The sequence below is a fragment of the Streptomyces sp. NPDC058246 genome, assembly GCF_042881985.1.
In the GTDB taxonomy this organism is placed as follows: Bacteria; Actinomycetota; Actinomycetes; order Streptomycetales; family Streptomycetaceae; genus Streptomyces.
Genome location: NZ_JBHVWZ010000007.1, coordinates 25708 through 47139, shown reverse-complemented (window position 1 = coordinate 47139; position 21432 = coordinate 25708). Strand labels below are relative to the sequence as shown.

The following is a 21432-nucleotide window of genomic DNA, read 5'->3' as shown; positions in this document are numbered from 1 at the left end:
GGTACGGCGAAGGGCCCCCGTCCGAACACCGGACGGGGGCCCTTCAACCGTGGCGTGGCGTGTGCTGCGATCAGTGGTGGCCGTGGCCGCTCGTGATCTCCTTGTACTCCTCGACCGTGGGCTTGGGGATCTGGTTGTCGCCCCCGTAGAAGCCCTTGCTGAGCTTGGCGCGCAGCCGCTGGGTGCCGGGCACCTTGCGCTCGACACCGTTCTCGTCGACCGTCGGACCGATCTCGGCCGGCTTGTACTGCTCGTGCGCGGTGAGCGTGTGCAGCGCGTCCTGGCTGAGCGGCTCGTGCACCTCGATGAACTCACCGTGCGGCAGGCGCTTGATGATGCCCGACTCGCGGCCGTGCAGCACCTTGTCCCGGTCCCGGCGCTGGAGGCCGAGGCAGATCCGCTTGGTGGCGAGGAACACCAGCACCGGCACCACGAAGAAGCCGATCCGCACGAACCAGGTGATCGCGTTGATCGACAGGTGGAAGTGCGTGGCCCAGATGTCGTTGCCACCGCCGACGAGCAGGACGAAGTACCAGCTGATCCAGGCGGCACCGAACGCGGTCCGGGTCGGGACGTTGCGCGGGCGGTCCAGGATGTGGTGCTCGCGCTTGTCGCCGGTGACCCAGGACTCGATGAACGGGTAGACCGCGATCGCGACCAGGACCAGCGGGAAGATGACCAGCGGGATGAACACACCCAGGACGAGCGTGTGGCCCCAGAGGTTGATCTCCCAGCCCGGCATGACACGGATCAGGCCCTCGGAGAAGCCCATGTACCAGTCGGGCTGGGCGCCCGTGGACACCATGTCCGGACGGTAGGGGCCCATGGCCCAGATCGGGTTGATCGAGGCGATCGCCGCGATGGCCGCGATGACACCGAAGACCAGGAAGAAGAAGCCTCCGGCCTTGGCCATGTAGACCGGCAGCAGCGGCATGCCGACGACGTTGTTGTTCGTCTTTCCGGGGCCCGCGAACTGCGTGTGCTTGTGGTAGAAGACCAGGATCAGGTGGCCGACCACCAGACCGAGCATGATGCCCGGCAGCAGCAGGACGTGGATCGAGTAGAAGCGGGCCACGAAGTCGCCGCCCGGGAACTCGCCGCCGAAGAGGAAGAACGACAGGTACGTGCCCACGATCGGCACGGACAGGATCGCGCCCTCCATGAAGCGGACACCGGTGCCGGAGAGCAGGTCGTCCGGGAGCGAGTAACCGGTGAAGCCGGTGAACATGCCGAGGACGAACAGCAGGAAGCCGAAGACCCAGTTGACCTCACGCGGCTTGCGGAACGCACCCGTGAAGAACACGCGCATCATGTGCACGAACATGCCGGCGAGGAAGATCAGCGCCGCCCAGTGGTGGATCTGCCGGATCAGCAGACCACCGCGCACATCGAAGGAGATGTGCATGGTCGAGTTGAACGCCTCGGACATCAGCTGGCCCTGCAGCGGGATGTAGCTGCCGTGGTACTCCACCTCGTTCATCGACGGGTGGAAGAACAGCGTCAGATACACACCCGTGAGGATGATGATGATGAAGCTGTAGAGGCAGACCTCACCCAACATGAACGACCAGTGGTCGGGGAAGATCTTGCGCATGTTGGACTTGGCCAGGGAGTAGATCCCCAGACGGCCGTCGGCCCAGTCGGCCACCCGCTCACCGGCGGGCGCCTTCTCGCGCGAGCGTGCGTCGGAAGTGGTCGTGGTGCTCATCCGCGCTCCCAGAATGCAGGACCGACGGGCTCTTCGAAGTCGCCGAGCGCCTCGAGATAGCCCTCAGCGTTCACACCGATGCGCAGCTGCGGCAGGGCGTGACCGGCCGGCCCGAAGATGACTCGGGCACCGTCGGAGAGGTCGAAGGTGGACTGGTGGCACGGGCAGAGGACGTGGTGCGTCTGCTGCTCGTACAGGGAGATCGGGCAACCGACGTGGGTGCAGATCTTCGAGTAGGCCACGATCCCCTCGTGGGACCACTCGAGTTCCTTCTTGTCCTTGATGTTGTCCGGCTGCAGCCGGACGATCATCAGGGCCGCCTTGGCGATCTGCGTCTGGAAGTCCTCGTCGTGCTCCTCCAGGCCCTCGGGCTTGGCGAAGGTGAGCGAACCGACGGCGACGTCGGAGGCGCGCAGCGGCTCGTTCGTGTTCATGTTGACGAGCAGCTTGCCCTTGGACCAGAGCGTGTGGCGCAGCTTCGTGCCGGGCAGCGTGCCGAGGTCGCGCAGCAGCATGACGCCGGAGAGCGGGAACAGGGCCAGCGCGCCGAACATCGTGTTGCGGATGAGCTTGCGGCGGCCGAGCGCGGACTCCTTGGCGCCCTGCTTGAAGTCGGCCAGAACCTTGGCCTTGACCTCGGGCTCCGCCTCGATCGGGTGACGCTCGTCGGCGATCTCCACGTCGGACATCAGGGTGCGGGCCCAGTGGACCGCCCCCGCGCCGATCGAGAACAGCGCGATGCCGAGGGTCATACCCAGCGCGAAGTTCAGCGCGCTGATGTGCCCGAGCGGGAAGACGTAGATCGACTTGTCGTTCGGGATCGCCACGTACGAGGCGATGAAGGCGACGGTGGCCAGCATCGACAGCGTGAACAGCAGGGCGACCATGCGCTCGGACCGCTTGGCGGCCCGCTCGTCGATGTCCTGGATGCGGTGCTCGTGCGGCGGCAGACCGGGGTCCGCGAACGGGTTCGTCTCGTCCGCGACGGCTACCGAGCCGTGACCGTGCTCGTCGGTGGCCCGCTCAGCGGGCACGTTCTCTTCTGGAATGTCTTGGCTACTCATGACTTCTTGGCCTTTGCGGTCCGAGCGGCGACCCAGACGGCGACGGCGACCAGGGTGCCGAGACCGAAGATCCAGCCGAACAGGCCCTCACTGACCGGCCCGAGGCCACCCAGTTCGAGACCGCCGGGGCTCTCGGTGTTGTCACCGTTGACCGCGTCGAGGTACGCGATGATGTCCTTCTTGTTCTTCTCCGACATCGTGGTGTCGGGGAAGGACGGCATGTTCTGCGGGCCGGTCTGCATGGCCTCGTAGATGTGCTTCGGCTCGACACCCTCCAGGCTCGGCGCGAACTTGCCGTGCGTCAGAGCGCCGCCCTTGCCGGTGAAGTTGTGGCACTGGGCGCAGTTGGTGCGGAACAGTTCGCCACCCTTGGCGATGTCCGCGCCCTCGGGGCTGACCTGGCTCTTGGTCGGGATCGAGGGACCGGCACCGAGCGAGGCGATGTACGCCGCGAGCTGGTCGATCTCGGCCTGCGAGTAGATGACCTTCTTCTTCGGGATCTGAGCGCCCGGCTGCTGCGCCGGCATACGGCCGGTGCCGACCTGGAAGTCGACCGCCGCGGCGCCGACGCCCACCAGGCTCGGCCCGTCGGAGCTGCCCTGACCGCCGGTTCCGTGGCAGCTTGCGCAGCCCACGGAGTAGAGCTTCTTGCCCTCGTCGATGGCGAGGGACTGGGCGGATTCATCGGCCTGCGCCTTGCTCGCGGGTGCGAACGCGGCGTACAGCCCCCCGGTGGCCGCCAGCGCGAGGAGTAGGACGACGACCGCCGCCAGCGGATGGCGTCGTCGTGCGGAGAGCTTTTTCACGGATTACCCCGGTGTCAGGATCTTCTGCGTCGGTGCTTCTGGATGTTTCGGGCGCTGCGCCCGATTACTTGATCAGGTAGATCGTGGCGAAGAGGCCGATCCAGACGACATCGACGAAGTGCCAGTAATAGGACACGACGATGGCGGCGGTCGCCTGCTCGTGAGTGAACCTGCGGGCCGCGTAGGTGCGCCCGAGGACCAGCAGGAAGGCGATGAGGCCGCCCGTCACGTGCAGGCCGTGGAAGCCGGTGGTCAGGTAGAACACCGAGCCGTACGGGTCGGAGGAGAGCGAGAGCCCGTCCTTCTTGACCAGCTCGGTGTACTCGAAGATCTGACCGCCGATGAAGATCGCACCCATGATGAAGGTGACGATGAACCACATCCGGAGCTTCTTCACGTCCCCGCGCTCGGCGGCGAACACGCCGAGCTGGCAGGTGAGTGATGAGAGCACCAGGATCGTGGTGTTCGTCGCTGAGAACGGAACGTTCAGCGACTCGGCCATGGTCTTCCAGTGATCCGGCCCGGTCACCGATCGCAGGGTGAAGTACATCGCGAAGAGGGCCGCGAAGAACATCAGCTCGGAACTCAGCCAGATGATGGTTCCGACGCTGGTGAGGTTCGGCCGATTGACCGACGGGTGCGCGTGCCCGGTTTCTACTGTCGTTGCTGTCGCCACGACCGACATTATGTCGGTCGCTTATCCCGCCCTCACCCCGGGGGGTGCCGTTCGGGGTGTTGGGGGGGTGTGTCCAGCCCGTATGGCCCATCGAAGCCCTGTCCGAACCGGTGTTGACGAGGTGTTCAAGGGAGTAGCATCCGCGCATCGGGCCCGCTCCGATCAGTCCGATCGCTCGATGTCCGATCGCTTGATGTCCGTACGACGCTGACGTCTCGGAGGAAGAATGCAGCCGACCGCCACGGTGCTGGTCTACAGCGACGACTCCAACACCCGCGAACAGGTGCGGCTCGCGACCGGGCGCAGGCCCGCTCCGGACGTACCCGCCGTCGAGTTCCTCGAGTGCGCGACGCCGGCCGCCGTCATCAGGGAGCTGGACAAGGGCGGGATCGACGTCTGTGTGCTGGACGGCGAGGCAGTGCCGATGGGCGGCATGGGGCTGTGCCGCCAGATCAAGGACGAGATCTTCAACTGCCCGCCGGTGCTTGTCCTCATCGGACGGCCGCAGGACGCGTGGCTGGCCACGTGGAGCCGTGCGGAGGCCGCGGTGACCCTGCCGGTGGATCCGGTCGAGTTCGCGGCCTCGCTGGCCTCTCTGCTGCGTACGAAGGCTCTCTTGGGCGCCTGAGAGCCCGGTTCCCGCGCCGCTTTCGCGGCTGTGGGCCGGCAGCGGCTGGTCGCGCCGTTCCCCGCGCCCCTTCCGGGGCGCGGCGACACGGCCCGGCCTCACACCGACTCGGGGCGCAGTCTGGCCTTTTCCGCCAGGGGCGGGGTGTCGGGGGTGCCGGCCACCAGGGCGCTGCCGTTGCGCCACTTCTTCCAGTCGAGGTTCCAGTCGCCGAAGCCGTTGCCGAACGGGTCCATCGTGTCGCCGTTCGAGTTGACGACCTTCACGATGTCGCCCTCGCGGACGTTGTCGAAGAACCACTCGGCGTTGCTGGTGCTCATCCCGGTGCAGCCGTGGCTGACGTTGGCGTATCCCTGCTCGCCCACGGACCAGGGCGCGGCGTGCACGTACTCGCCGCTCCAGGTGACGCGGGTGGCGTAGTACACCGGCAGGTCGTAGGAGTCGGAGCTGCCCTCGGCGATGCCCACGGTGGTGCCGCGCATGCGTACGAAGGACTGCTTCTCCAGGACGACCTTGACGCCGTTGCGGGTCTCGTATCCGGGCTTGCCGGTGGTGACGGGGATCTGGTTGATCTGCTGACCGTTGCGGAAGACGGTCATGGAGTGCGCGGAGGCGTCGGTGACGGCGATGAGCTGATCGCCCGTGGTGAGCGTCAGGGCCTTGGCGTTGCCGCCCCACAGACGGTCGCCGATCTTGATGCCCGCGAGGTTGCTGTGCGCCTGGATCGTGGCGTGGACGGGCCAGTACTCCTTGGGGCGGTAGTGCAGCGTCTTGTCGTCCACCCAGTGCCAGGCGCCCTCCACGGCGGGCGTCGAGTCGACCCTGAGGGCGCGCTCGACGACCGTGCGGGAGGCCTTGTCCTTGACCGGCATGCTGAGGGTGGCCGTGACGGGCTGGCCGACGCCGTACTCGCCCGCCTTGGGCCCGAACTCGACGTTCAGCGCCTTCTTCGTGTTGGGCGTGGTGGTGTCGAAGGCGATGACCTTGCGGCCGGGGGCGCCGTCGTCGTCCTCGGTGCTCACCCGCACCGTGTAGTGGGCCCCGGCGGCCAGCGGGGAGGTGCTGTGCCAGCGGCTTCCGTCGGCGGCGAGTTCGCCCACGACATAGCGCCCCGAGACGTCTGTGGCCGTCACGTCGGTGATCCGCCCGTCATCGCCCGTGGCGGTGATCTCCAGGGGCTTGTCGGGGTCGACCTTCTCTGCCTTCCGGCTGTCGCCGGTGGGGCCGTTGAAGGAGATCTGTCCCGCCGCGTCGTACGGCTTCGCCGAGAGCGGGTGACCGTCGGAGCCGCAGGCGGTGACGCTCGCGCCGACTGCGACCACCAGCGTGGTGCAGCTGACGACCATACGGATTCGGGGAGAGTGGTTCATGGACTCACGCTATGAGGCCCCGTCAACTCCGGCGATCCGAGTGATCCGTGCGAGGGACGCGGAGTACGCCGAACGGGGGGGGCGACGAACGAGGGAGCCCGGACTCTCCGTGTGGAGGGTCCGGGCTCCCTGGTGTTCAGCGGGTGCCGACGCGTGCTACTGGGTGCGGCTCTCGCCGCGGTAGTACTCGAAGACCCAGCCCCACAGGCCGATCATGATGATCGGGGCCGAGAAGTACAGCAGCCACCAGCCGAAGACAACGCCCAGGAAGCCGAGCGCGCCACCGACACCGAGCGCGAGCGGCTGCCAGCTGTGCGGGCTGAAGAAGCCCACCTCGCCGGCCTCGTCCGCGACGTCGGCCTCCTTGTTGTCCTGCGCGAGAGCGTCGACCCGCCGGGCCGTGAAGGCCAGGTAGTAGCCGATCATCACGCTCAGACCGAAGGCGAGGAAGAGCGCCGTCGTACCGGCCGGCTCCTTCGACCACACGCCATAGACGATCGCCATGACGAGGATGAAGGCAGACAGCCACAGGAACATCTTGCCTTGGACCTTCACTTGCCGGCCTCCTTGCCACCAGCCAGAGCCGACGTCCCGTGACCGGCGTTCTCGAGCTGGTCGAGAGCGGCGATCTCCGGGTGGTGCAGGTCGAACGCCGGGGATTCACTGCGGATCCGCGGCAGGGTGAGGAAGTTGTGCCGCGGCGGCGGGCAGGACGTCGCCCACTCCAGAGAACGGCCGTAGCCCCACGGGTCGTCGACGCCGACCGGCTTGCCGTACTTGGCCGTCTTCCACACGTTGTAGAGGAACGGCAGGATCGACAGGCCGAGCAGGAAGGAGCTGATCGTCGAGATCGTGTTCAGGGCGGTGAAGCCGTCGGCCGCGAGGTAGTCCGCGTACCGGCGCGGCATGCCCTCCGCGCCCAGCCAGTGCTGGACCAGGAACGTGCCGTGGAAGCCCACGAACAGCGTCCAGAAGGTGATCTTGCCGAGCCGCTCGTCGAGCATCTTGCCCGTCATCTTCGGCCACCAGAAGTGGAAGCCGGAGAACATCGCGAACACCACGGTGCCGAAGACCACGTAGTGGAAGTGCGCCACCACGAAGTACGAGTCGGAGACGTGGAAGTCCATCGGCGGCGAGGCCAGGATGACACCGGTCAGACCACCGAAGGTGAAGGTGATGAGGAAGCCGGTGGCCCAGAGCATCGGGGTCTCGAAACTCAAGGACCCCTTCCACATCGTTCCGATCCAGTTGAAGAACTTCACGCCCGTTGGTACGGCGATGAGGAACGTCATGAAGGAGAAGAACGGCAGCAGCACACCGCCGGTGACGTACATGTGGTGCGCCCACACGGTCACGGACAGACCCGCGATGGAGATGGTGGCCGCGATGAGGCCCATGTAGCCGAACATCGGCTTGCGTGAGAACACTGGGATCACTTCGGAAATGATCCCGAAGAAGGGCAAGGCGATGATGTACACCTCTGGATGGCCGAAGAACCAGAAGAGGTGTTGCCATAGCAGCGCGCCGCCATTCGCGGCGTCGAACACATGGGCACCGAACTTGCGGTCCGCCTCCAGGGCGAACAGCGCGGCCGCGAGGACCGGGAAGGCCAGCAGGACCAGCACACCGGTCAGCAGCACGTTCCACACGAAGATCGGCATGCGGAACATCGTCATGCCGGGAGCGCGCATGCAGATGATGGTGGTGATGAAGTTGACCGAGCCGAGGATCGTGCCGAAGCCGGAGAAGGCCAGACCCATGATCCACATGTCGGCGCCGATGCCCGGCGAGCGGACCGCGTCCGACAGCGGGCTGTAGGCGAACCAGCCGAAGTCGGCCGCGCCCTGCGGGGTGAGGAAGCCGCCGACCGCGATGAGCGAGCCGAACAGGTAGAGCCAGTAGGCGAACATGTTCAGCCGCGGGAACGCCACGTCGGGCGCGCCGATCTGCAGCGGCATGATCCAGTTCGCGAAACCGGCGAACAGCGGCGTCGCGAACATCAGCAGCATGATCGTGCCGTGCATCGTGAACGCCTGGTTGAACTGCTCGTTCGACATGATCTGCAGACCGGGTCGGGCGAGTTCGGCGCGCATGAGGAGCGCCATGACGCCGCCGATGCAGAAGAACGCGAACGACGTGACCAGATACAGCGTGCCGATCGTCTTGTGGTCAGTGGTGGTGAGCCACTTGATCACGACGTTGCCGGGCTGCTTGCGCCGAACCGGCAGCTCGTTCTCGTACGAGTCTTCGGCGGCACCCTGGGGTTCGTTGAGGATGCTCACAGGTTGTTCGTCTCCCGGTTCTTCTCGTGGCCCGTCTGCTCAATGCCGGCCGGGACGTAACCGGTCTGACCCTTCGCCGCGAGCTCCTTGAGGTGGGCCTCGTAGCGCTCGGGGGAGACGACCTTCACGTTGAAGAGCATCCGGGAGTGGTCGACGCCGCAGAGTTCGGCGCACTTGCCCAGGAAGGTGCCCTCCTTGTTGGGGGTCACCTGGAAGGAGTTGGTGTGACCCGGGATGACGTCCTGCTTCATGAGGAACGGCACCACCCAGAAGGAGTGGATGACGTCACGGGAAGTCAGAACGAAGCGGACCGTCTTGCCCTTGGGGAGCCAGAGGGTCGGGCCGGGGTTGTTGGTCTGCGGGTTCCGCGTGGCCGGCGTACCGACGTCGTAGACACCGCCGGCGTTCGCCGGGAAGTCCGTCTTGAACCGGTCCGGAATGGCCGCCAGGTTCTTGTCGGTCTTCGCGTCACCGGTGGAACCGGGGACGTTCTCGATGTAGTTGAAGCCCCAGCTCCACTGGAAGCCGACCACGTTGACCGTGACGTCGGGCTTCTTGGCGAGGCTGAGGAGCTTCGACTCGTCGCGGGCGGTGAAGTAGAACAGCACCGAGACGATGATGAGCGGGACCACCGTGTACAACGCCTCGATGGGCATGTTGTACCGGGTCTGCGGGGGAACTTCGACCTTGGTGCGGCTGCGCCGGTGGAAGAAAGCACTCCACAGGATCAGGCCCCACACCAGCACGCCAACGGCGAGCGCGGCCGCCCAGGACCCCTGCCACAGGGAGAGGATCCGCGGAGCCTCTTCCGTGGTCGGGGTGGGCATACCAAGGCGGGGGAAGTCCTTGTATGTGCAACCGGTGGCGGTCGCCAGGACCAGGCCCGCAGTCAGTGCCTGCAGCAGCTTCCGCCGCATCGGGCGCCGCGGCGAGCGGTCGGAGCCGTTGGGACTCACGTAGCGCCTTCCCGAGAGTCTCGCCCGCGCGGTCGGCTGCGGCCTTCTCGCTGGTCGGTCGCCGCCCTGCGTCGGGCAGGGGTTTGGATGTTTATGCGGACCAAACCCTACTGGACGCTATTTGGGGTCGCGCGGGGAGGGTGCCCAACGCGCCGCGACGCACCCCGAAGGGGTGGAATGCCCGGCTCCGGTGCCTTCTGACGGGGGATTGGGGCGCCCAGCAGCACCGGAGGGGCGCTTGGACGGCGGCCGCGGGTCCCGTGATCGATCGCGCCCACGCGGCGGAGCCGCGCAATGTCACAGCCCCGCGCCCCTTCGGGGCGCTTAGCGTTGCTGTGTGGTCTACTTCGACGCTGCTTCCGCCACCCCCCTCCATCCTGTCGCCCGCCAGGCGCTCCAGGCCTCCCTGGACGAGGGGTGGGCCGATCCCGCACGGCTCTACCGGGAGGGGCGGCGGGCCCGGCTGCTGCTCGACGCGGCGCGCGAGGCGGCGGCCGACGCGGTGGGCTGCCGCCCGGACGAGCTGGTCTTCACCTCGTCGGGCACCCGGGCGGTGCACTCCGGGATCGAGGGCGCGCTGGCCGGCCGGCGGCGCGTCGGAGACCACCTGATCGTGTCAGCGGTCGAACACTCGTCGGTACTCCATTCGGCAGACGTCCATGAGGCGACGGGCGGGTCGGTGACCCGGATCCCGGTCGACCGGGCGGGCCGGGTGTCCCCTTCCGCGTACGCGAAGGCCCTGCGCCCCGGCACCGCGCTCGCCTGCCTCCAGTCCGCCAACCACGAGGTGGGCACGGAACAGCCGGTGGCCGAGGTCGCCGAGGCGTGCCGGGCGGCGGGGGTGCCGCTGCTGGTGGACGCGGCGCAGTCGCTGGGCTGGGGACGGGTCGAGGGCGACTGGTCGCTGCTGACGGCGAGCGCCCACAAATGGGGCGGTCCTTCGGGGGTCGGGCTGCTCGTCGTACGCAAGGGGGTGCGGTTCGCTCCCCAAGGGCCCGCGGACGAGCGGGAGTCGGGGCGTGCCGCCGGGTTCGAGAACATCCCGGCCGTGGTGGCCGCGGCGGCCGCGCTGCGCGCCGTACGCGCCGAGGCAGCCGCGCAGGCCGCGCGGCTGCGGGAGCTGACGGACCGGATCCGGGTACGGGTTCCCGGACTGGTCCCGGACGTGGAGGTGGTCGGCGACGAGCTCCACCGGCTGCCGGGGATCGTCACCTTCTCCTGTCTCTATGTCGATGGAGAGACGCTGCTGCACGAACTGGACCGGGCGGGCTTCTCGGTCTCCTCGGGTTCGTCGTGCACGAGCAGCACGCTGACGCCCAGCCACGTCCTGAAGGCGATGGGCGTCCTGAGCGAGGGCAACGTCCGTGTGTCGCTGCCGCCGGGCACCTCGTCCGAGGACGTCGACCGCTTCCTGTCGGTCCTTCCAGGGGCCGTGGCGGGAGTGCGGGAGAAGCTCGGCGCACCGGCGCCGTCGACGGCGGTGCGCGCGGACGTCCTCGTCGTGGACTCCCTCGGCAAACGCTGCCCGATCCCCGTGATCGAGCTGGCGAAGGTCATCGGTGACGTGCCGGTGGGCGGCACGGTGCGCGTCCTGTCGGACGACGAGGCGGCACGGCTCGACATCCCCGCGTGGTGCGAGATGCGAGGGCAGGAGTACGTCGGGGAGGAGCCGGCGGACCGGGGCTCGGCCTATGTGGTCCGCCGGGTCACGTGACCGGGGGCGCTGCGGCGCGGCGCCCCCGACGGGGCGCGGGGCCGTCTTGACGTGCGGATCCGCGGGGACGTCCTGACGTGCGGATCCGCGGGGACGTCCTGACGTGCGGATCCGCGGGGACGTCCTGACGTGCGGATCCGGGGGGCGCGATCGGCCCCCGCGGATCCGCGGCCGACGACGGCCCCGCAGGGGCACACGCACAGTCGCCCGGCAGGATCAGGCCAGGTGCTCCTGGACCTCCGCCGCGGCCTCATGGCCGTACGCCTTGGTGAAGCGGTCCATGAAGTGGGCGCGGCGGAGCTGGTACTCCTGGGTGCCGACCGTCTCGATGACCAGGGTGGCGAGCATGCAGCCGACCTGGGCGGCGCGCTCCAGGGAGACGCCCCAGGCGAGCCCGGAGAGGAAACCCGCGCGGAAGGCGTCGCCGACGCCCGTGGGGTCGGCCTTGCGCTCCTCCTCGGCGCAGCCGACCTCGATCGGGTCCTCGCCGGCGCGCTCGATGCGCACGCCCTGCGCGCCGAGGGTGGTCACCCGGTGGCCGACCTTGCCCAGGATCTCCTCGTCGGTCCAGCCGGTCTTGGACTCGATGAGCCCCTTCTCGTACTCGTTCGAGAAGAGGTACGTCGCTCCGTCCAGCAGTATCCGGATCTCGTCGCCGTTCATCCGGGCGATCTGCTGGGAGAAGTCGGCGGCGAAGGGGATCTGGCGGGAGCGGCACTCCTCGGTGTGGCGGAGCATCCCCTCGGGGTCGTCCGCGCCGATCAGGACGAGGTCGAGACCGCCGACCCGGTCCGCCACGGCCTTCAGCTCGATGAGACGGGCCTCGCTCATCGCGCCCGTGTAGAAGGAGCCGATCTGGTTGTGGTCGGCGTCGGTGGTGCACACGAAGCGCGCGGTGTGCAGCACCTCGGAGATGCGGACCGAGCCGGTGTCGACGCCATGGCGGTCCAGCCACGCCCGGTACTCGTCGAAGTCGGATCCCGCCGCCCCGACGAGGATCGGCCGGGTGCCGAGCTGGCCCATGCCGAACGCGATGTTCGCGCCGACCCCTCCCCTGCGTACGTCGAGGTTGTCGACCAGGAAGGAGAGGGAGACCGTGTGCAGCTGGTCCGCGACCAGCTGGTCGGCGAAACGGCCGGGGAAGGTCATGAGGTGGTCGGTGGCGATGGAGCCGGTGACTGCGATACGCACGGCTAGGACACGCTCCTGCGAGGGGAGGGGATTGACAGTTCACGCTACCGGGTCAGCGGGGAACCACTGAAGCGGGCAAAACTACCCGATAGTAGATCTTTCTTCGTGACCGCACGGTGCTTACGGTTCCGGTATGACGAACTTCAAGGTCCACGGCTCCGCTCCGCTCGGCCCGGCAAGCGACCTGGAAGGCGATCTGGCGTCGTTGCGCGGTGACTGCGCCCGGATGGCCCCGCGCTGGTCGGCGCCCACCCCGGTGAGTACCCGCCCCGTCTCCCCCGCACTCATCCACGGGGTGACCGTGCCGCCCGCCTCCGCACGGCTGCTGGACGCGATGTCCGACTACGGCGACTGATCCGGCCAGAGGCACCCGTCAGGCGAGCGGACGGCTCCGAACGGGCGAATTCGCAGAGCGCTCGCAGGGAACCGCGCGCTCCCCCGCTGCGTCCCATCGCTGTCCCCCTTAAAGGGGATGCGGTATACGACCCTTCGACGCCCTTTTTGACAGGGCCGGGTCATGGGACAGCAGTGGAGCCGAAGGAGCGATGCGGTGAGCACCGAGCGACCCGACAACGACGCGACCGATCCCGCCGAGGATCCCGCGAAGAACGCGGTCGAGGGCGACGGTCCCGCCGAGGACACGGCCGAGAACGAGGGTCCCGCCAAGAACACGGTGGAGGACGACGGTCCCGCCAAGAACACGGTGGAGGATGACGGTCCCGCCAAGAACACGGCCGAGAGCGACGGTCCCGCCGAGGGTGCGGCGGCCGTGGGCCCCGTCCAGGCAGCGGAGGCCGTGGGCCCCGGCGAGGGAGCGGCGGCCGTGGGCCCCGTCGAAGGTGCCGAGCCGTCCGGGCCCGCCGGGCCGCGCCGTCGGCATTCCCCGGTGCTCGTCGCCTCTGTCGCGGCCGCGGTGCTGCTGGTCGGGGGCGGCGGAGCGTACTTCGCGGCGAGCGCGTCCGGCGGCGGGAACGGCCGGGAGGCCGGGTCCCCGGGTGGCGACGGCACTCCCCCGACACTCGCCCTCGACGGCTACTCGGAGAGCACGACGAGCGGTACGGGCGGCACGAACGGCACGAACGGCATCGCGCCCGGGGAGCCCAACCCGTACGGCGCGACCTATCACGCCGACGGCGAGCTGCCCGGCGGCCCTGACTCGGCGCCCGTGTACTGGGCGGAGGGCGGGGTGACGAAGGCCGAGGTGGCCCGGCTCGCGCAGGCCCTCGATCTGAAGGGCACCCCTCGGCTGATCGGGGATGCCTGGACGGTCGGCGCCACGAAGGACGGCGCGGAACCGAACCTGCGGGTGAACAAGAACGCGCCGGGTACCTGGACGTTCAGCTCCTACCTTCCGGGGACGGACAACTGCCCCAAGGGCAAGCGCTGTGTTCCCGTCGGGTCCAGCGGTCTGGCGGGGCTGGGCCCGGGTCCGGTGAGCGAGGCGGCGGCCGAGAAGGCGGCCGCTCCCGTGCTGAAGGCCCTCGGCCAGGACGACGCGAAGCTGGACGCGAGCCAGCTCATGGACCGGGTACGGGTGGTGAACGCCGACCCGAAGGTCGGCGGGCTGCCGACGTACGGCTGGACGACCGGCCTCCAGATCAACGTGGAGGGCCATGTCATCGGCGGCAGCGGCCAGTTGAAGACGCCGGTGAAGGGAGACACGTACCCGGTCATCGGTGCGCGGAAGACGCTGGACCTGATGAACGGATCGGCGTCGGCGTCGGAAGGCGGGCGCAAGGGCATCGGCGGCTGCGCCAGCCCCGTACCGCTGAAGGACCGGGACGAGATGCCGTGCGAACACGCGGCGGTGACGCCGACGCCGCGGGCGGTGACGGTCGAGAAGGCCACCTTCGGGCTGGCGACGCACTTCGCGAACGGGCGGCAGGCGCTGGTGCCGTCCTGGCTGTTCGAGGTACGGACGCCGGGCACGGACAGCGCCTTCACGGTGACGCATCCGGCCGTCGACCCGCAGTACCTGACCTCGCCGACGCCCTCCGGGGGGCCGACCGGGCAGCCGAGCCCGCGGCCGACCGCGCCGGGCGACGAGCCGACCGCGGCGCCGGCCTCGCGTGACGTCAGGGTGGAGGGCTACACCGTCGACGGGAAGGACCTGACGGTCAGCTTCACGGGCGGGGTGTGCGCGGACTACTCGGCCTCGGCGAACGAGAGCTCCGACAAGGTGACCGTCACGGTGACCGAGACGCCCTGGCAGGGCAAGGTGTGCATCCTGATCGCCAAGATCTATGAGAAGACCGTGCACCTGGACCAGCCGCTCGGCGACCGCAAGGTGGTGGGCTCGGACGGCAAGGAGATCCCCGAGGGCAAGGTGCCCGGCGCCTCGGTGCAGTCGCCGTCGACGGCCCAGGAGTCGATGCAGCCCCAGTAGTGGCCGCGGCGCTCCGGATGCGCGAAGGCGGCGTCCCTGTCGGAGGGGGACGCCGCCTTCGTACGCCTGTCAGCCGGAAGAGCCCGGCCGCGAGCCCACGGGCTCGAAACGGTGAGCCGGGGCCTCGGAGGGGCCCCGGGGCTCGACCGTGAGAGCTGCGGGCTCAGCTGAAGGAGTCGCCGCAGGCGCAGGAGCCCGTCGCGTTCGGGTTGTCGATCGTGAAGCCCTGCTTCTCGATGGTGTCGACGAAGTCGATGGAGGCGCCGCCCAGGTACGGGGCGCTCATACGGTCGGTGACGACCTTGACGCCGCCGAAGTCCTTGACGACATCGCCGTCGAGGGAGCGCTCGTCGAAGAAGAGCTGGTAGCGCAGGCCGGAGCAGCCGCCGGGCTGAACGGCGACGCGCAGTGCCAGATCGTCGCGGCCTTCCTGGTCGAGCAGGGCCTTGACCTTGGCCGCGGCGGCGTCGGACAGGATGATGCCGTCGCTCACAGTGGTGGTCTCGTCCGATACGGACATCTGCTTCTCTCCCGGGTTGTACGGAGACTGCTTGCCGACGGTTGCAACCGGCGGGGCCGCGGATTCATTCCGCGCCGAGCGCGTGTCTTGTGTCTTCTCTCTTCATGCTCGCACACACGCCTGGACACCAGCACGGGACTGTGGACAACCCCACGGACACCTCCGTGTCACCTGCCGTAGAGGCGCCCGGGATTCACGTCACATCGACGCTATGGACATCGTCAAAGTGACGTGATCCGGTTATGATAGATAACGTCAATTCGACGAAAAGGGATGTCCCGCTGGATCGCCTCCGGTGATCCAAGCGAGCCGCAGAACAGAAAGGGTGCGTGTCGTGACCACCGCCCAGACCCAGGAGCTCGACGTACAGCCGACGCCCCTCGCCCTGCTGCTGCTCGGCCGTGAGGCCGACCCGAAGAGCGAGCGGGGCGTCGAGTGTCCCGGCGATCTGCCCTCGCCGTCCGACCCGGACCTGGTGGAGCGCGCCCGCGCGGCCAAGGAGAAGCTCGGGGACAAGGTCTTCGTGCTCGGCCACCACTACCAGCGCGACGAGGTCATCCAGTTCGCGGACGTCACGGGCGACTCCTTCAAGCTGGCCCGGGACGCGGCCGCGCGCCCGGAGGCCGAGTACATCGTGTTCTGCGGTGTGCACTTCATGGCCGAGTCGGCGGACATCCTGACGGGCGACGACCAGAAGGTCGTGCTGCCCGACCTCGCGGCCGGCTGCTCGATGGCCGATATGGCCACCGCCGAGCAGGTCGCCGAGTGCTGGGACGTGCTGACCGAGGCCGGCATGGCCGAGCAGGTCGTGCCCGTCTCGTACATGAACTCGTCCGCGGACATCAAGGCGTTCACCGGCAAGCACGGCGGCACGATCTGCACCTCGTCGAATGCCCAGCGGGCGCTGGAGTGGGCCTTCGAACAGGGCGAGAAGGTGCTCTTCCTGCCCGACCAGCACCTGGGGCGCAACACGGCCGTCCGTGACATGGGGATGACGCTGGAGGACTGCGTCCTCTACAACCCGCACAAGCCGAACGGCGGCCTCACCGCCGAGCAGCTGCGGGACGCGAAGATGATCCTGTGGCGGGGTCACTGCTCGGTCCACGGCCGCTTCTCGCTCGACTCGGTGAACGACGTCCGCAAGCGCATCCCCGGCGTGAACGTGCTGGTGCACCCGGAGTGCAAGCACGAGGTCGTGGCCGCGGCGGACTACGTGGGATCCACGGAGTACATCATCAAGGCGCTGGAGGCGGCTCCGGCCGGTTCCACGTGGGCGATCGGTACGGAGCTGAATCTCGTACGGCGGCTGGCGAACCGTTTCGCGCCCGAGGGCAAGGAGATCGTCTTCCTCGACAAGACGGTCTGCTTCTGCTCGACCATGAACCGCATCGACCTGCCCCACCTGGTGTGGACCCTGGAGTCGCTCGCCGAGGGCAACCTGGTCAACCGTATCGAGGTGGACCGCGAGACGGAGCAGTTCGCGAAGCTGGCGCTGGAGCGGATGCTCGCGCTGCCGTAGGGATCTCCCGTCGGACGTGGGTAAGGGGTGCCCCCCATGGAGGGGCACCCCTTACTTCATCCAGGTGGGCCGTCGGTCACCCTCATCGAGGACGGCCGCCGGCGGAGAGGGCCGTCAGCAGTAGAGGTTGGAGCCCGGCGAGACGCCGAGGATCGACGTAAAGCGGTTGTAGGCGTCCACGCGGCTCTGGACCTGCGCCGGGTTCCTTCCGTCGCACTCCAGGGAGCCGTTGATGCTGCGGATGGTCTGGCCGAAGCCCGCGCCGTTGACCATGGCGTTGTGCGGGGTCATGGTGCCGGGGCCGGACTGGGTGTTCCAGTACCACAGGCCGGTCTTCCAGGCCACGGCCGCGTCGTTCTGCACCAGCCAGGGGTTGTTGAGCAGGTCGATGCCCAGCGCGTCACCCGCCGCCTTGTAGTTGAAGTTCCAGCTGAGCTGGATCGGACCGCGCCCGTAGTAGGCCGCCTGGCCGGCCGGGCAGCCGTACGACTGGCCCCAGTCGCAGTAGGTCGGGTAGTTGGCGGTGTTCTGCTCGACCACGTAGACCAGTCCGCCGGTCTCGTGGCTGACGTTGGCGAGGAAGGCCGCGGCCTCCTGCTTCTTGACCGTGTCGCTGCCCGTGTTCGCGAAGGCCGGGTAGGCGCTGAGCGCGGCGGTGAGACCGCTGTAGGTGTAGAAGGAGTTCCGGCTCGGGAACATCTGGTTGAACTGCGCCTCGCTGACGACGAATCCACTCGGGGTGCCGCCGCCGCCCGCGGAGGGCGCGGTCCACTTCTGGTTCGCGGCGCCGGTGCAGGTCCAGATCTGCAGCCGGGAGCCGTTGGCCGAGTTGTTGCCGGTGACGTCGGCGCACTTGTTCGCCTGGGGGTTGACGATGTCCCGGGCGGCCGTGACGACCCACTGCTGGTTGGGGCCGCCGGAACAGTCCCACAGCTGGAGCGTCGCCCCGTCGGCGGTCGAGTTGCCGGTGACGTCCAGACACTTGCCGAGCGCCCGGATGGTGCCGTCCGAACCGACGTTCCACTGCTGGGCACCGGTGCCGTTGCAGTCGTAGAGCTGTACGGCCGTGCCGTTGGCGCTGTTGGCGCCCGCCACGTCGATGCACTTGCCCGCCAGCCCGCTGATCTGACCGGTGGCCGCCGCGGCGGGCGACACGGGCAGCACGCTCAGCAGACCCACCAGCAGGGTGCCGACCGCCGCGTACGCCGCACGTCTCCACCGGATTTTCATGCCCATGTCATACCTTTCGCCGGTATCGCTCAAGTGGGGAGTCGAAAGAGGGGTGTTCATCGCTTGTTTTAAGGCGTGAGCGAAACGGCGTCAAGGTTTTGGTATGGACCAATATTCGGACGGCACCCAAGCGGGCCGAAAAGTGACGGGCCCTCGTCCCGGCGCGCGTGCGCCGGGGCGAGGGCCCGGGTGAAGCGGACGAGGCGAAGAGGGGACGAGCTGTCAGACTCCGGCGGGTTCCGGGGACTTGTCCTCGTCACCCGCGGCGACACCCTCGCCGGACTTCGCCGCCCGCTTGGCCGCCTTCTTCTTCGCCCGGCGCTCCTTGCGGAGTTCGAGCATCGCGTACAGCGTCGGGACCAGCAGCAGCGTCAGCAGCGTCGACGTGATGAGACCGCCGATCACGACCACCGCCAGCGGCTGGGCGATGAAGCCGCCTTCCCCGGTGACGCCGAGCGCCATCGGCAACAGGGCGAAGATCGTGGCCAGGGCCGTCATCAGGATCGGGCGCAGACGGTGACGGCCGCCCTCCACCACGGCCTCGACGACGCCGTACCCCTGCCTGCGGTACTGGTTGATGAGATCGATCAGCACGATCGCGTTCGTCACCACGATGCCGATGAGCATCAGCATGCCGATCATCGCCGGAACGCCCATCGGGGTGCCGGTGGCGACCAGCAGGCCGATCGCGCCCGTCGCCGCGAAGGGGATGGAGACGAGCAGGATCAGCGGCTGGGCCAGCGAACGGAAGGTCGCCACCAGCAGCATGAAGACGATCGCGATCGCCGCCAGCATCGCCAGGCCCAGGGACGCGAACGCGTCGCCCTGGTCCTGGGACACCCCGCCGATCTCCGCCGTCGCGCCCGCGGGCAGCTTCAGCGCGTTCAGCTTCGCCGTGAGGTCGGCGCTGACCGCGCCGGTGTTGTCGCCGGTCGGCTTCGCCGTGATCGTGGCGGCCCGCTGACCGTCGATGCGGGTCATCGAGACCGGACCGTCGACCAGCTTCACGTCCGCGATGTCGCCAAGCTTCACCGCACCGAGCCGGAGGTCGCGCAGCTGGTCCAGTGTCCCGGCCGGCTTCGCCGCCCGGATGACGACGTCCCGCTCGGTGCCGTCCAGGATCGCCTTGCCGCTGGTCGTGCCGCGGACCGCCTCGGCGACGGCCGCACCGAGCGACGCGTCGTCGAAACCGGCCGCCGCGGCCTTGGAGTTGGCCTTGACCGAGATGCGCGGCACGCTCTGCGCCAGGTCGCTGGTCACGTCCGTGACGTCGTCCAGCTTGGCCACCTCGTCGCGCACCTGGTCGGACGCCTTGCGCAGCACGTCCGCGTCGGCCGCCTTCACCACGACACTCAGGTCCTGGTTGCCGAACCCGTCACCGGCCGACACCGTGGTCGTACCGATCCCGGAGAGCTTGCCGAGGCCGTCCTCGATACGGGTCTGCACCTCGTCGTACGACGCCGAGTCGTCCAGCATGACCTGGTACGTGGCCTGGTTGGTGTCCGTGCTGCCGCCGAAGGCGGCCATGAAGCCGGAGGAGCCGACCGTGACCTGGTAGTCCTTGACGCCCTTGACGCCGCCCAGCAGCTTCTCGACCTTCCTCGCCTGCGCGTCGGTCGCCGCCAGGCTGGTGCCCGGCTTCAACTCCTGCTTGACGGTGAGGACTTCCTGCTCGCCCTGGTCGAAGAAGTTCGTCTTCAGCATGCTCGCGAGGCCGCCGGTGCCGATGAGGACCGCGACCGCGATCAGCACGCTCGTCACCCGGCGCCGGGTCGCGAAGCGCAGCACGGGGACGTAGAAGCGCTGGAGACGGCTGCGTGCCTCCTTCTCCTCCGCCTTGCGCCGGGCCTCGTCCGCGTCCGCCGGGGTGCCCTTCGGGGCGCGCAGGAACCAGTACGACAGCACCGGCACGACCGTCAGCGAGACGAGCAGGGAGGCCAGCAGCGCCGCCGTGACCGTCAGGCTGAAGGAGCCGAACAGCTCGCCCACCATGCCGCCGGTCAGACCGATGGGCAGGAAGACGGCGACGGTGGTGAGGGTCGAGGAGGTGACCGCGCCCGCGACCTCGCGGACGGCGGTGAGGATCGCCTCCCGGCGCTCCTCGCCGTACCCGATGTGCCGCTTGATGTTCTCCAGGACGACGATCGAGTCGTCGACGACCCGGCCTATGGCGATGGTGAGCGCGCCGAGCGTCAGCATGTTGAGCGACAGGTCGCGGGTCCACAGCACGATCAGGGCCAGGACCACCGACAGCGGGATGGACACCGCGGTGACCAGCGTCGAGCGGATCGAGGCCAGGAAGACCAGGATCACGAGGACCGCGAAGAGCAGGCCGAGCGCGCCTTCGGTGGTCAGGCCGTCGATGGCCTTCGAGACCGCGGGGCCCTGGTCGCTGACGACCGTGACGGTCGCGCCCGCCCCCAGGTCCTTGCGCATGCCGGGCAGCTTGTCCTTGACGGCGTCCGAAATGGCGACCGCGCTGCCGTCGTGGTCCATGGTGACGTTGACGGCGAGGCTCGGGCGGCCGTCCGTCCGCGTGATGGAGTCGGCCTTGGACTGCTCCTGCCTGACGGTGGCGACGGCCCCGAGGCGCACCGGCTTCTTCCCCGGGGCGCCCGTGACCATCAGGTCCTGGATCTGCCTCAGGGAGGTGAAGCCGCCGCCGACCTGGACGGTGCGGTTGCTGCCGTCCTCGTCGAAGGAGCCGGCCGGGACCGTCGCGCCGCCCGCCTGCAGGGCCTGGCCGAGGGCGGCGGAGGTGAGGCCGGCCTTCGCCATCTTCCTGTCGTCGGGCGTGACGGTGACCTGGAGGTCCCGTACGCCGTCGATCGTCACCTGGCCGACGCCGGCGATGTCCTTCAGGTCGGGCACGACGGTCCGGTCGAGCTGGTCGGACAGCGCCTGCTGGTCCTTGCCGGAGGTGACGGCGAGCACGACGGTCGGGATGTCGTCGGTGGAACCGGCGATGACCTGCGGGTCGACCTCGTCCGGGAGCTGCACACGGGCCCGGTTGACGGCCTGCTGGACGTCGGCCACGAGCTGCTTGGTGTCGTTCCCGTAGTCGAAGGACGCCATGATCACGGCGTTGCCCTCGCTGGCCGTGGAGGTCACGCCGGTGATGCCGTCGACGGCTTCGAGGGTGTCCTCGATGGGCTGGACGACCTGCTTCTCCACCACATCGGGAGAGGCGCCCTGGTACGGCGCGAGCACGGACACCATGGGGAGTTCGATGGTGGGCAGCAGCTGCTGCTTGAGCTGGGGTATCGCGATCGCCCCGAAGGCGAGCGCGACGATCGAGATCAGCCCTATGAGGGCCCGTTGCGCGAGGCTGAATCTGGACAGCCAGGACATGGGTGGCGGGTCTCTCTTCTGTGGCTTGAGC

Annotated in this window: 17 protein-coding genes; 5 read left to right on the top strand and 12 right to left on the bottom strand. The window is 68.6% G+C overall.

Annotated elements, in window-relative coordinates; all coding sequences use genetic code 11:
• Positions 1–70: 70 nt before the first annotated feature.
• The 4 genes from ACFVXA_RS12725 to ACFVXA_RS12710 all read right to left on the bottom strand — a co-directional run bounded on the left by ACFVXA_RS12725 (position 71) and on the right by ACFVXA_RS12710 (position 4263).
• A complete protein-coding gene (locus ACFVXA_RS12725; protein WP_362029601.1) occupies positions 71–1708 on the bottom strand; it encodes a cytochrome bc complex cytochrome b subunit in 1638 nt (545 codons plus the stop codon).
• Complete coding sequence (locus ACFVXA_RS12720) at positions 1705–2772, bottom strand: Rieske 2Fe-2S domain-containing protein (RefSeq protein ID WP_362029604.1); 1068 nt, start codon at positions 2770–2772, stop codon at positions 1705–1707. The genes ACFVXA_RS12725 and ACFVXA_RS12720 overlap by 4 nt, the downstream gene beginning before the upstream one ends.
• The gene (locus tag ACFVXA_RS12715; protein ID WP_362029607.1) at positions 2769–3578 is read right to left on the bottom strand and encodes a c-type cytochrome; all 810 of its coding nucleotides are present in this window, start codon (positions 3576–3578) and stop codon (positions 2769–2771) included. The genes ACFVXA_RS12720 and ACFVXA_RS12715 overlap by 4 nt, the downstream gene beginning before the upstream one ends.
• A 64-nt stretch (positions 3579–3642) precedes the next feature.
• Positions 3643–4263, bottom strand: a complete 621-nt coding sequence (locus tag ACFVXA_RS12710) for a heme-copper oxidase subunit III (RefSeq protein WP_362029610.1) — start codon at positions 4261–4263, stop codon at positions 3643–3645.
• 217 nt (positions 4264–4480) lie between these two features.
• Here ACFVXA_RS12710 and ACFVXA_RS12705 point away from each other — a divergent pair, with 217 nt between their 5' ends.
• The gene (locus ACFVXA_RS12705) at positions 4481–4882 is read left to right on the top strand and encodes a hypothetical protein (protein ID WP_362029613.1); all 402 of its coding nucleotides are present in this window, start codon (positions 4481–4483) and stop codon (positions 4880–4882) included.
• A 98-nt stretch (positions 4883–4980) separates the two neighbouring features.
• Here ACFVXA_RS12705 and ACFVXA_RS12700 read toward each other — a convergent pair whose 3' ends face one another.
• The 4 genes from ACFVXA_RS12700 to coxB all read right to left on the bottom strand — a co-directional run bounded on the left by ACFVXA_RS12700 (position 4981) and on the right by coxB (position 9490).
• Positions 4981–6252: an Ig-like domain-containing protein gene (locus tag ACFVXA_RS12700; RefSeq protein WP_362029616.1), complete on the bottom strand. Its 1272-nt coding sequence runs from the start codon at positions 6250–6252 to the stop codon at positions 4981–4983.
• A 156-nt stretch (positions 6253–6408) separates the two neighbouring features.
• Positions 6409–6807 (bottom strand): cytochrome c oxidase subunit 4, encoded by a 399-nt coding sequence (locus ACFVXA_RS12695; RefSeq protein ID WP_362029619.1) that lies wholly within the window; start codon positions 6805–6807, stop codon positions 6409–6411.
• The gene (gene ctaD, locus ACFVXA_RS12690; RefSeq protein ID WP_362029622.1) at positions 6804–8534 is read right to left on the bottom strand and encodes a cytochrome c oxidase subunit I; all 1731 of its coding nucleotides are present in this window, start codon (positions 8532–8534) and stop codon (positions 6804–6806) included. Before ctaD ends, ACFVXA_RS12695 begins: the two co-directional genes overlap by 4 nt.
• Entirely contained in the window at positions 8531–9490 is a 960-nt protein-coding gene (coxB, locus tag ACFVXA_RS12685; RefSeq protein WP_362029625.1) for a cytochrome c oxidase subunit II, read from the bottom strand. Before coxB ends, ctaD begins: the two co-directional genes overlap by 4 nt.
• A gap of 337 nt (positions 9491–9827) precedes the next feature.
• On the opposite strand from coxB, the gene ACFVXA_RS12680 reads away from it, so the two are divergent.
• A complete protein-coding gene (locus tag ACFVXA_RS12680) occupies positions 9828–11204 on the top strand; it encodes a cysteine desulfurase/sulfurtransferase TusA family protein (protein ID WP_390024949.1) in 1377 nt (458 codons plus the stop codon).
• A gap of 216 nt (positions 11205–11420) precedes the next feature.
• On the opposite strand, the gene ACFVXA_RS12675 is transcribed toward ACFVXA_RS12680, so the two are convergent.
• On the bottom strand, positions 11421–12395 hold the full coding sequence (locus tag ACFVXA_RS12675; protein ID WP_362029631.1) for a carbohydrate kinase family protein: 975 nt from the start codon (positions 12393–12395) through the stop codon (positions 11421–11423).
• 133 nt (positions 12396–12528) lie between these two features.
• On the opposite strand from ACFVXA_RS12675, the gene ACFVXA_RS12670 reads away from it, so the two are divergent.
• The gene (locus tag ACFVXA_RS12670) at positions 12529–12750 is read left to right on the top strand and encodes a hypothetical protein (RefSeq protein ID WP_362029634.1); all 222 of its coding nucleotides are present in this window, start codon (positions 12529–12531) and stop codon (positions 12748–12750) included.
• 195 nt (positions 12751–12945) lie between these two features.
• Positions 12946–14781 carry a hypothetical protein gene (locus ACFVXA_RS12665; RefSeq protein WP_390024947.1) on the top strand — a complete coding sequence of 612 codons (1836 nt, stop codon included), beginning with the start codon at positions 12946–12948 and terminating at the stop codon, positions 14779–14781.
• 163 nt (positions 14782–14944) lie between these two features.
• Here the strand turns inward: ACFVXA_RS12665 and ACFVXA_RS12660 are convergent, their stop codons facing one another.
• On the bottom strand, positions 14945–15301 hold the full coding sequence (locus ACFVXA_RS12660) for an iron-sulfur cluster assembly accessory protein (protein WP_028805207.1): 357 nt from the start codon (positions 15299–15301) through the stop codon (positions 14945–14947).
• A gap of 334 nt (positions 15302–15635) precedes the next feature.
• Between ACFVXA_RS12660 and nadA the strand changes: the two genes are divergently transcribed.
• Entirely contained in the window at positions 15636–16820 is a 1185-nt protein-coding gene (gene nadA / locus ACFVXA_RS12655; protein ID WP_389747385.1) for a quinolinate synthase NadA, read from the top strand.
• Positions 16821–16934: 114 nt separating this feature from the next.
• Here the strand turns inward: nadA and ACFVXA_RS12650 are convergent, their stop codons facing one another.
• Together ACFVXA_RS12650 and ACFVXA_RS12645 are read right to left on the bottom strand one after the other, a co-directional pair.
• Positions 16935–18050 carry a glycoside hydrolase family 19 protein gene (locus ACFVXA_RS12650; protein ID WP_362029642.1) on the bottom strand — a complete coding sequence of 372 codons (1116 nt, stop codon included), beginning with the start codon at positions 18048–18050 and terminating at the stop codon, positions 16935–16937.
• A gap of 222 nt (positions 18051–18272) precedes the next feature.
• The gene (locus ACFVXA_RS12645; protein WP_390024945.1) at positions 18273–21401 is read right to left on the bottom strand and encodes an efflux RND transporter permease subunit; all 3129 of its coding nucleotides are present in this window, start codon (positions 21399–21401) and stop codon (positions 18273–18275) included.
• Positions 21402–21432: the final 31 nt, after the last annotated feature.

Excerpts from the sequence above, each read along its gene's own strand:
- ACFVXA_RS12725 (WP_362029601.1), bottom strand. The coding sequence starts at position 1,708 with ATGAGCACCACGACCACTTCCGACGCACGCTCGCGCGAGAAGGCGCCC.
- ACFVXA_RS12700 (WP_362029616.1), bottom strand. The coding sequence starts at position 6,252 with ATGAACCACTCTCCCCGAATCCGTATGGTCGTCAGCTGCACCACGCTG.
- ACFVXA_RS12705 (WP_362029613.1), top strand. The coding sequence starts at position 4,481 with ATGCAGCCGACCGCCACGGTGCTGGTCTACAGCGACGACTCCAACACC.
- ACFVXA_RS12660 (WP_028805207.1), bottom strand. The coding sequence starts at position 15,301 with ATGTCCGTATCGGACGAGACCACCACTGTGAGCGACGGCATCATCCTG.
- ACFVXA_RS12710 (WP_362029610.1), bottom strand. The coding sequence starts at position 4,263 with ATGTCGGTCGTGGCGACAGCAACGACAGTAGAAACCGGGCACGCGCAC.
- ACFVXA_RS12720 (WP_362029604.1), bottom strand. The coding sequence starts at position 2,772 with ATGAGTAGCCAAGACATTCCAGAAGAGAACGTGCCCGCTGAGCGGGCC.
- ACFVXA_RS12670 (WP_362029634.1), top strand. The coding sequence starts at position 12,529 with ATGACGAACTTCAAGGTCCACGGCTCCGCTCCGCTCGGCCCGGCAAGC.
- ACFVXA_RS12645 (WP_390024945.1), bottom strand. The coding sequence starts at position 21,401 with ATGTCCTGGCTGTCCAGATTCAGCCTCGCGCAACGGGCCCTCATAGGG.
- ACFVXA_RS12650 (WP_362029642.1), bottom strand. The coding sequence starts at position 18,050 with ATGAAAATCCGGTGGAGACGTGCGGCGTACGCGGCGGTCGGCACCCTG.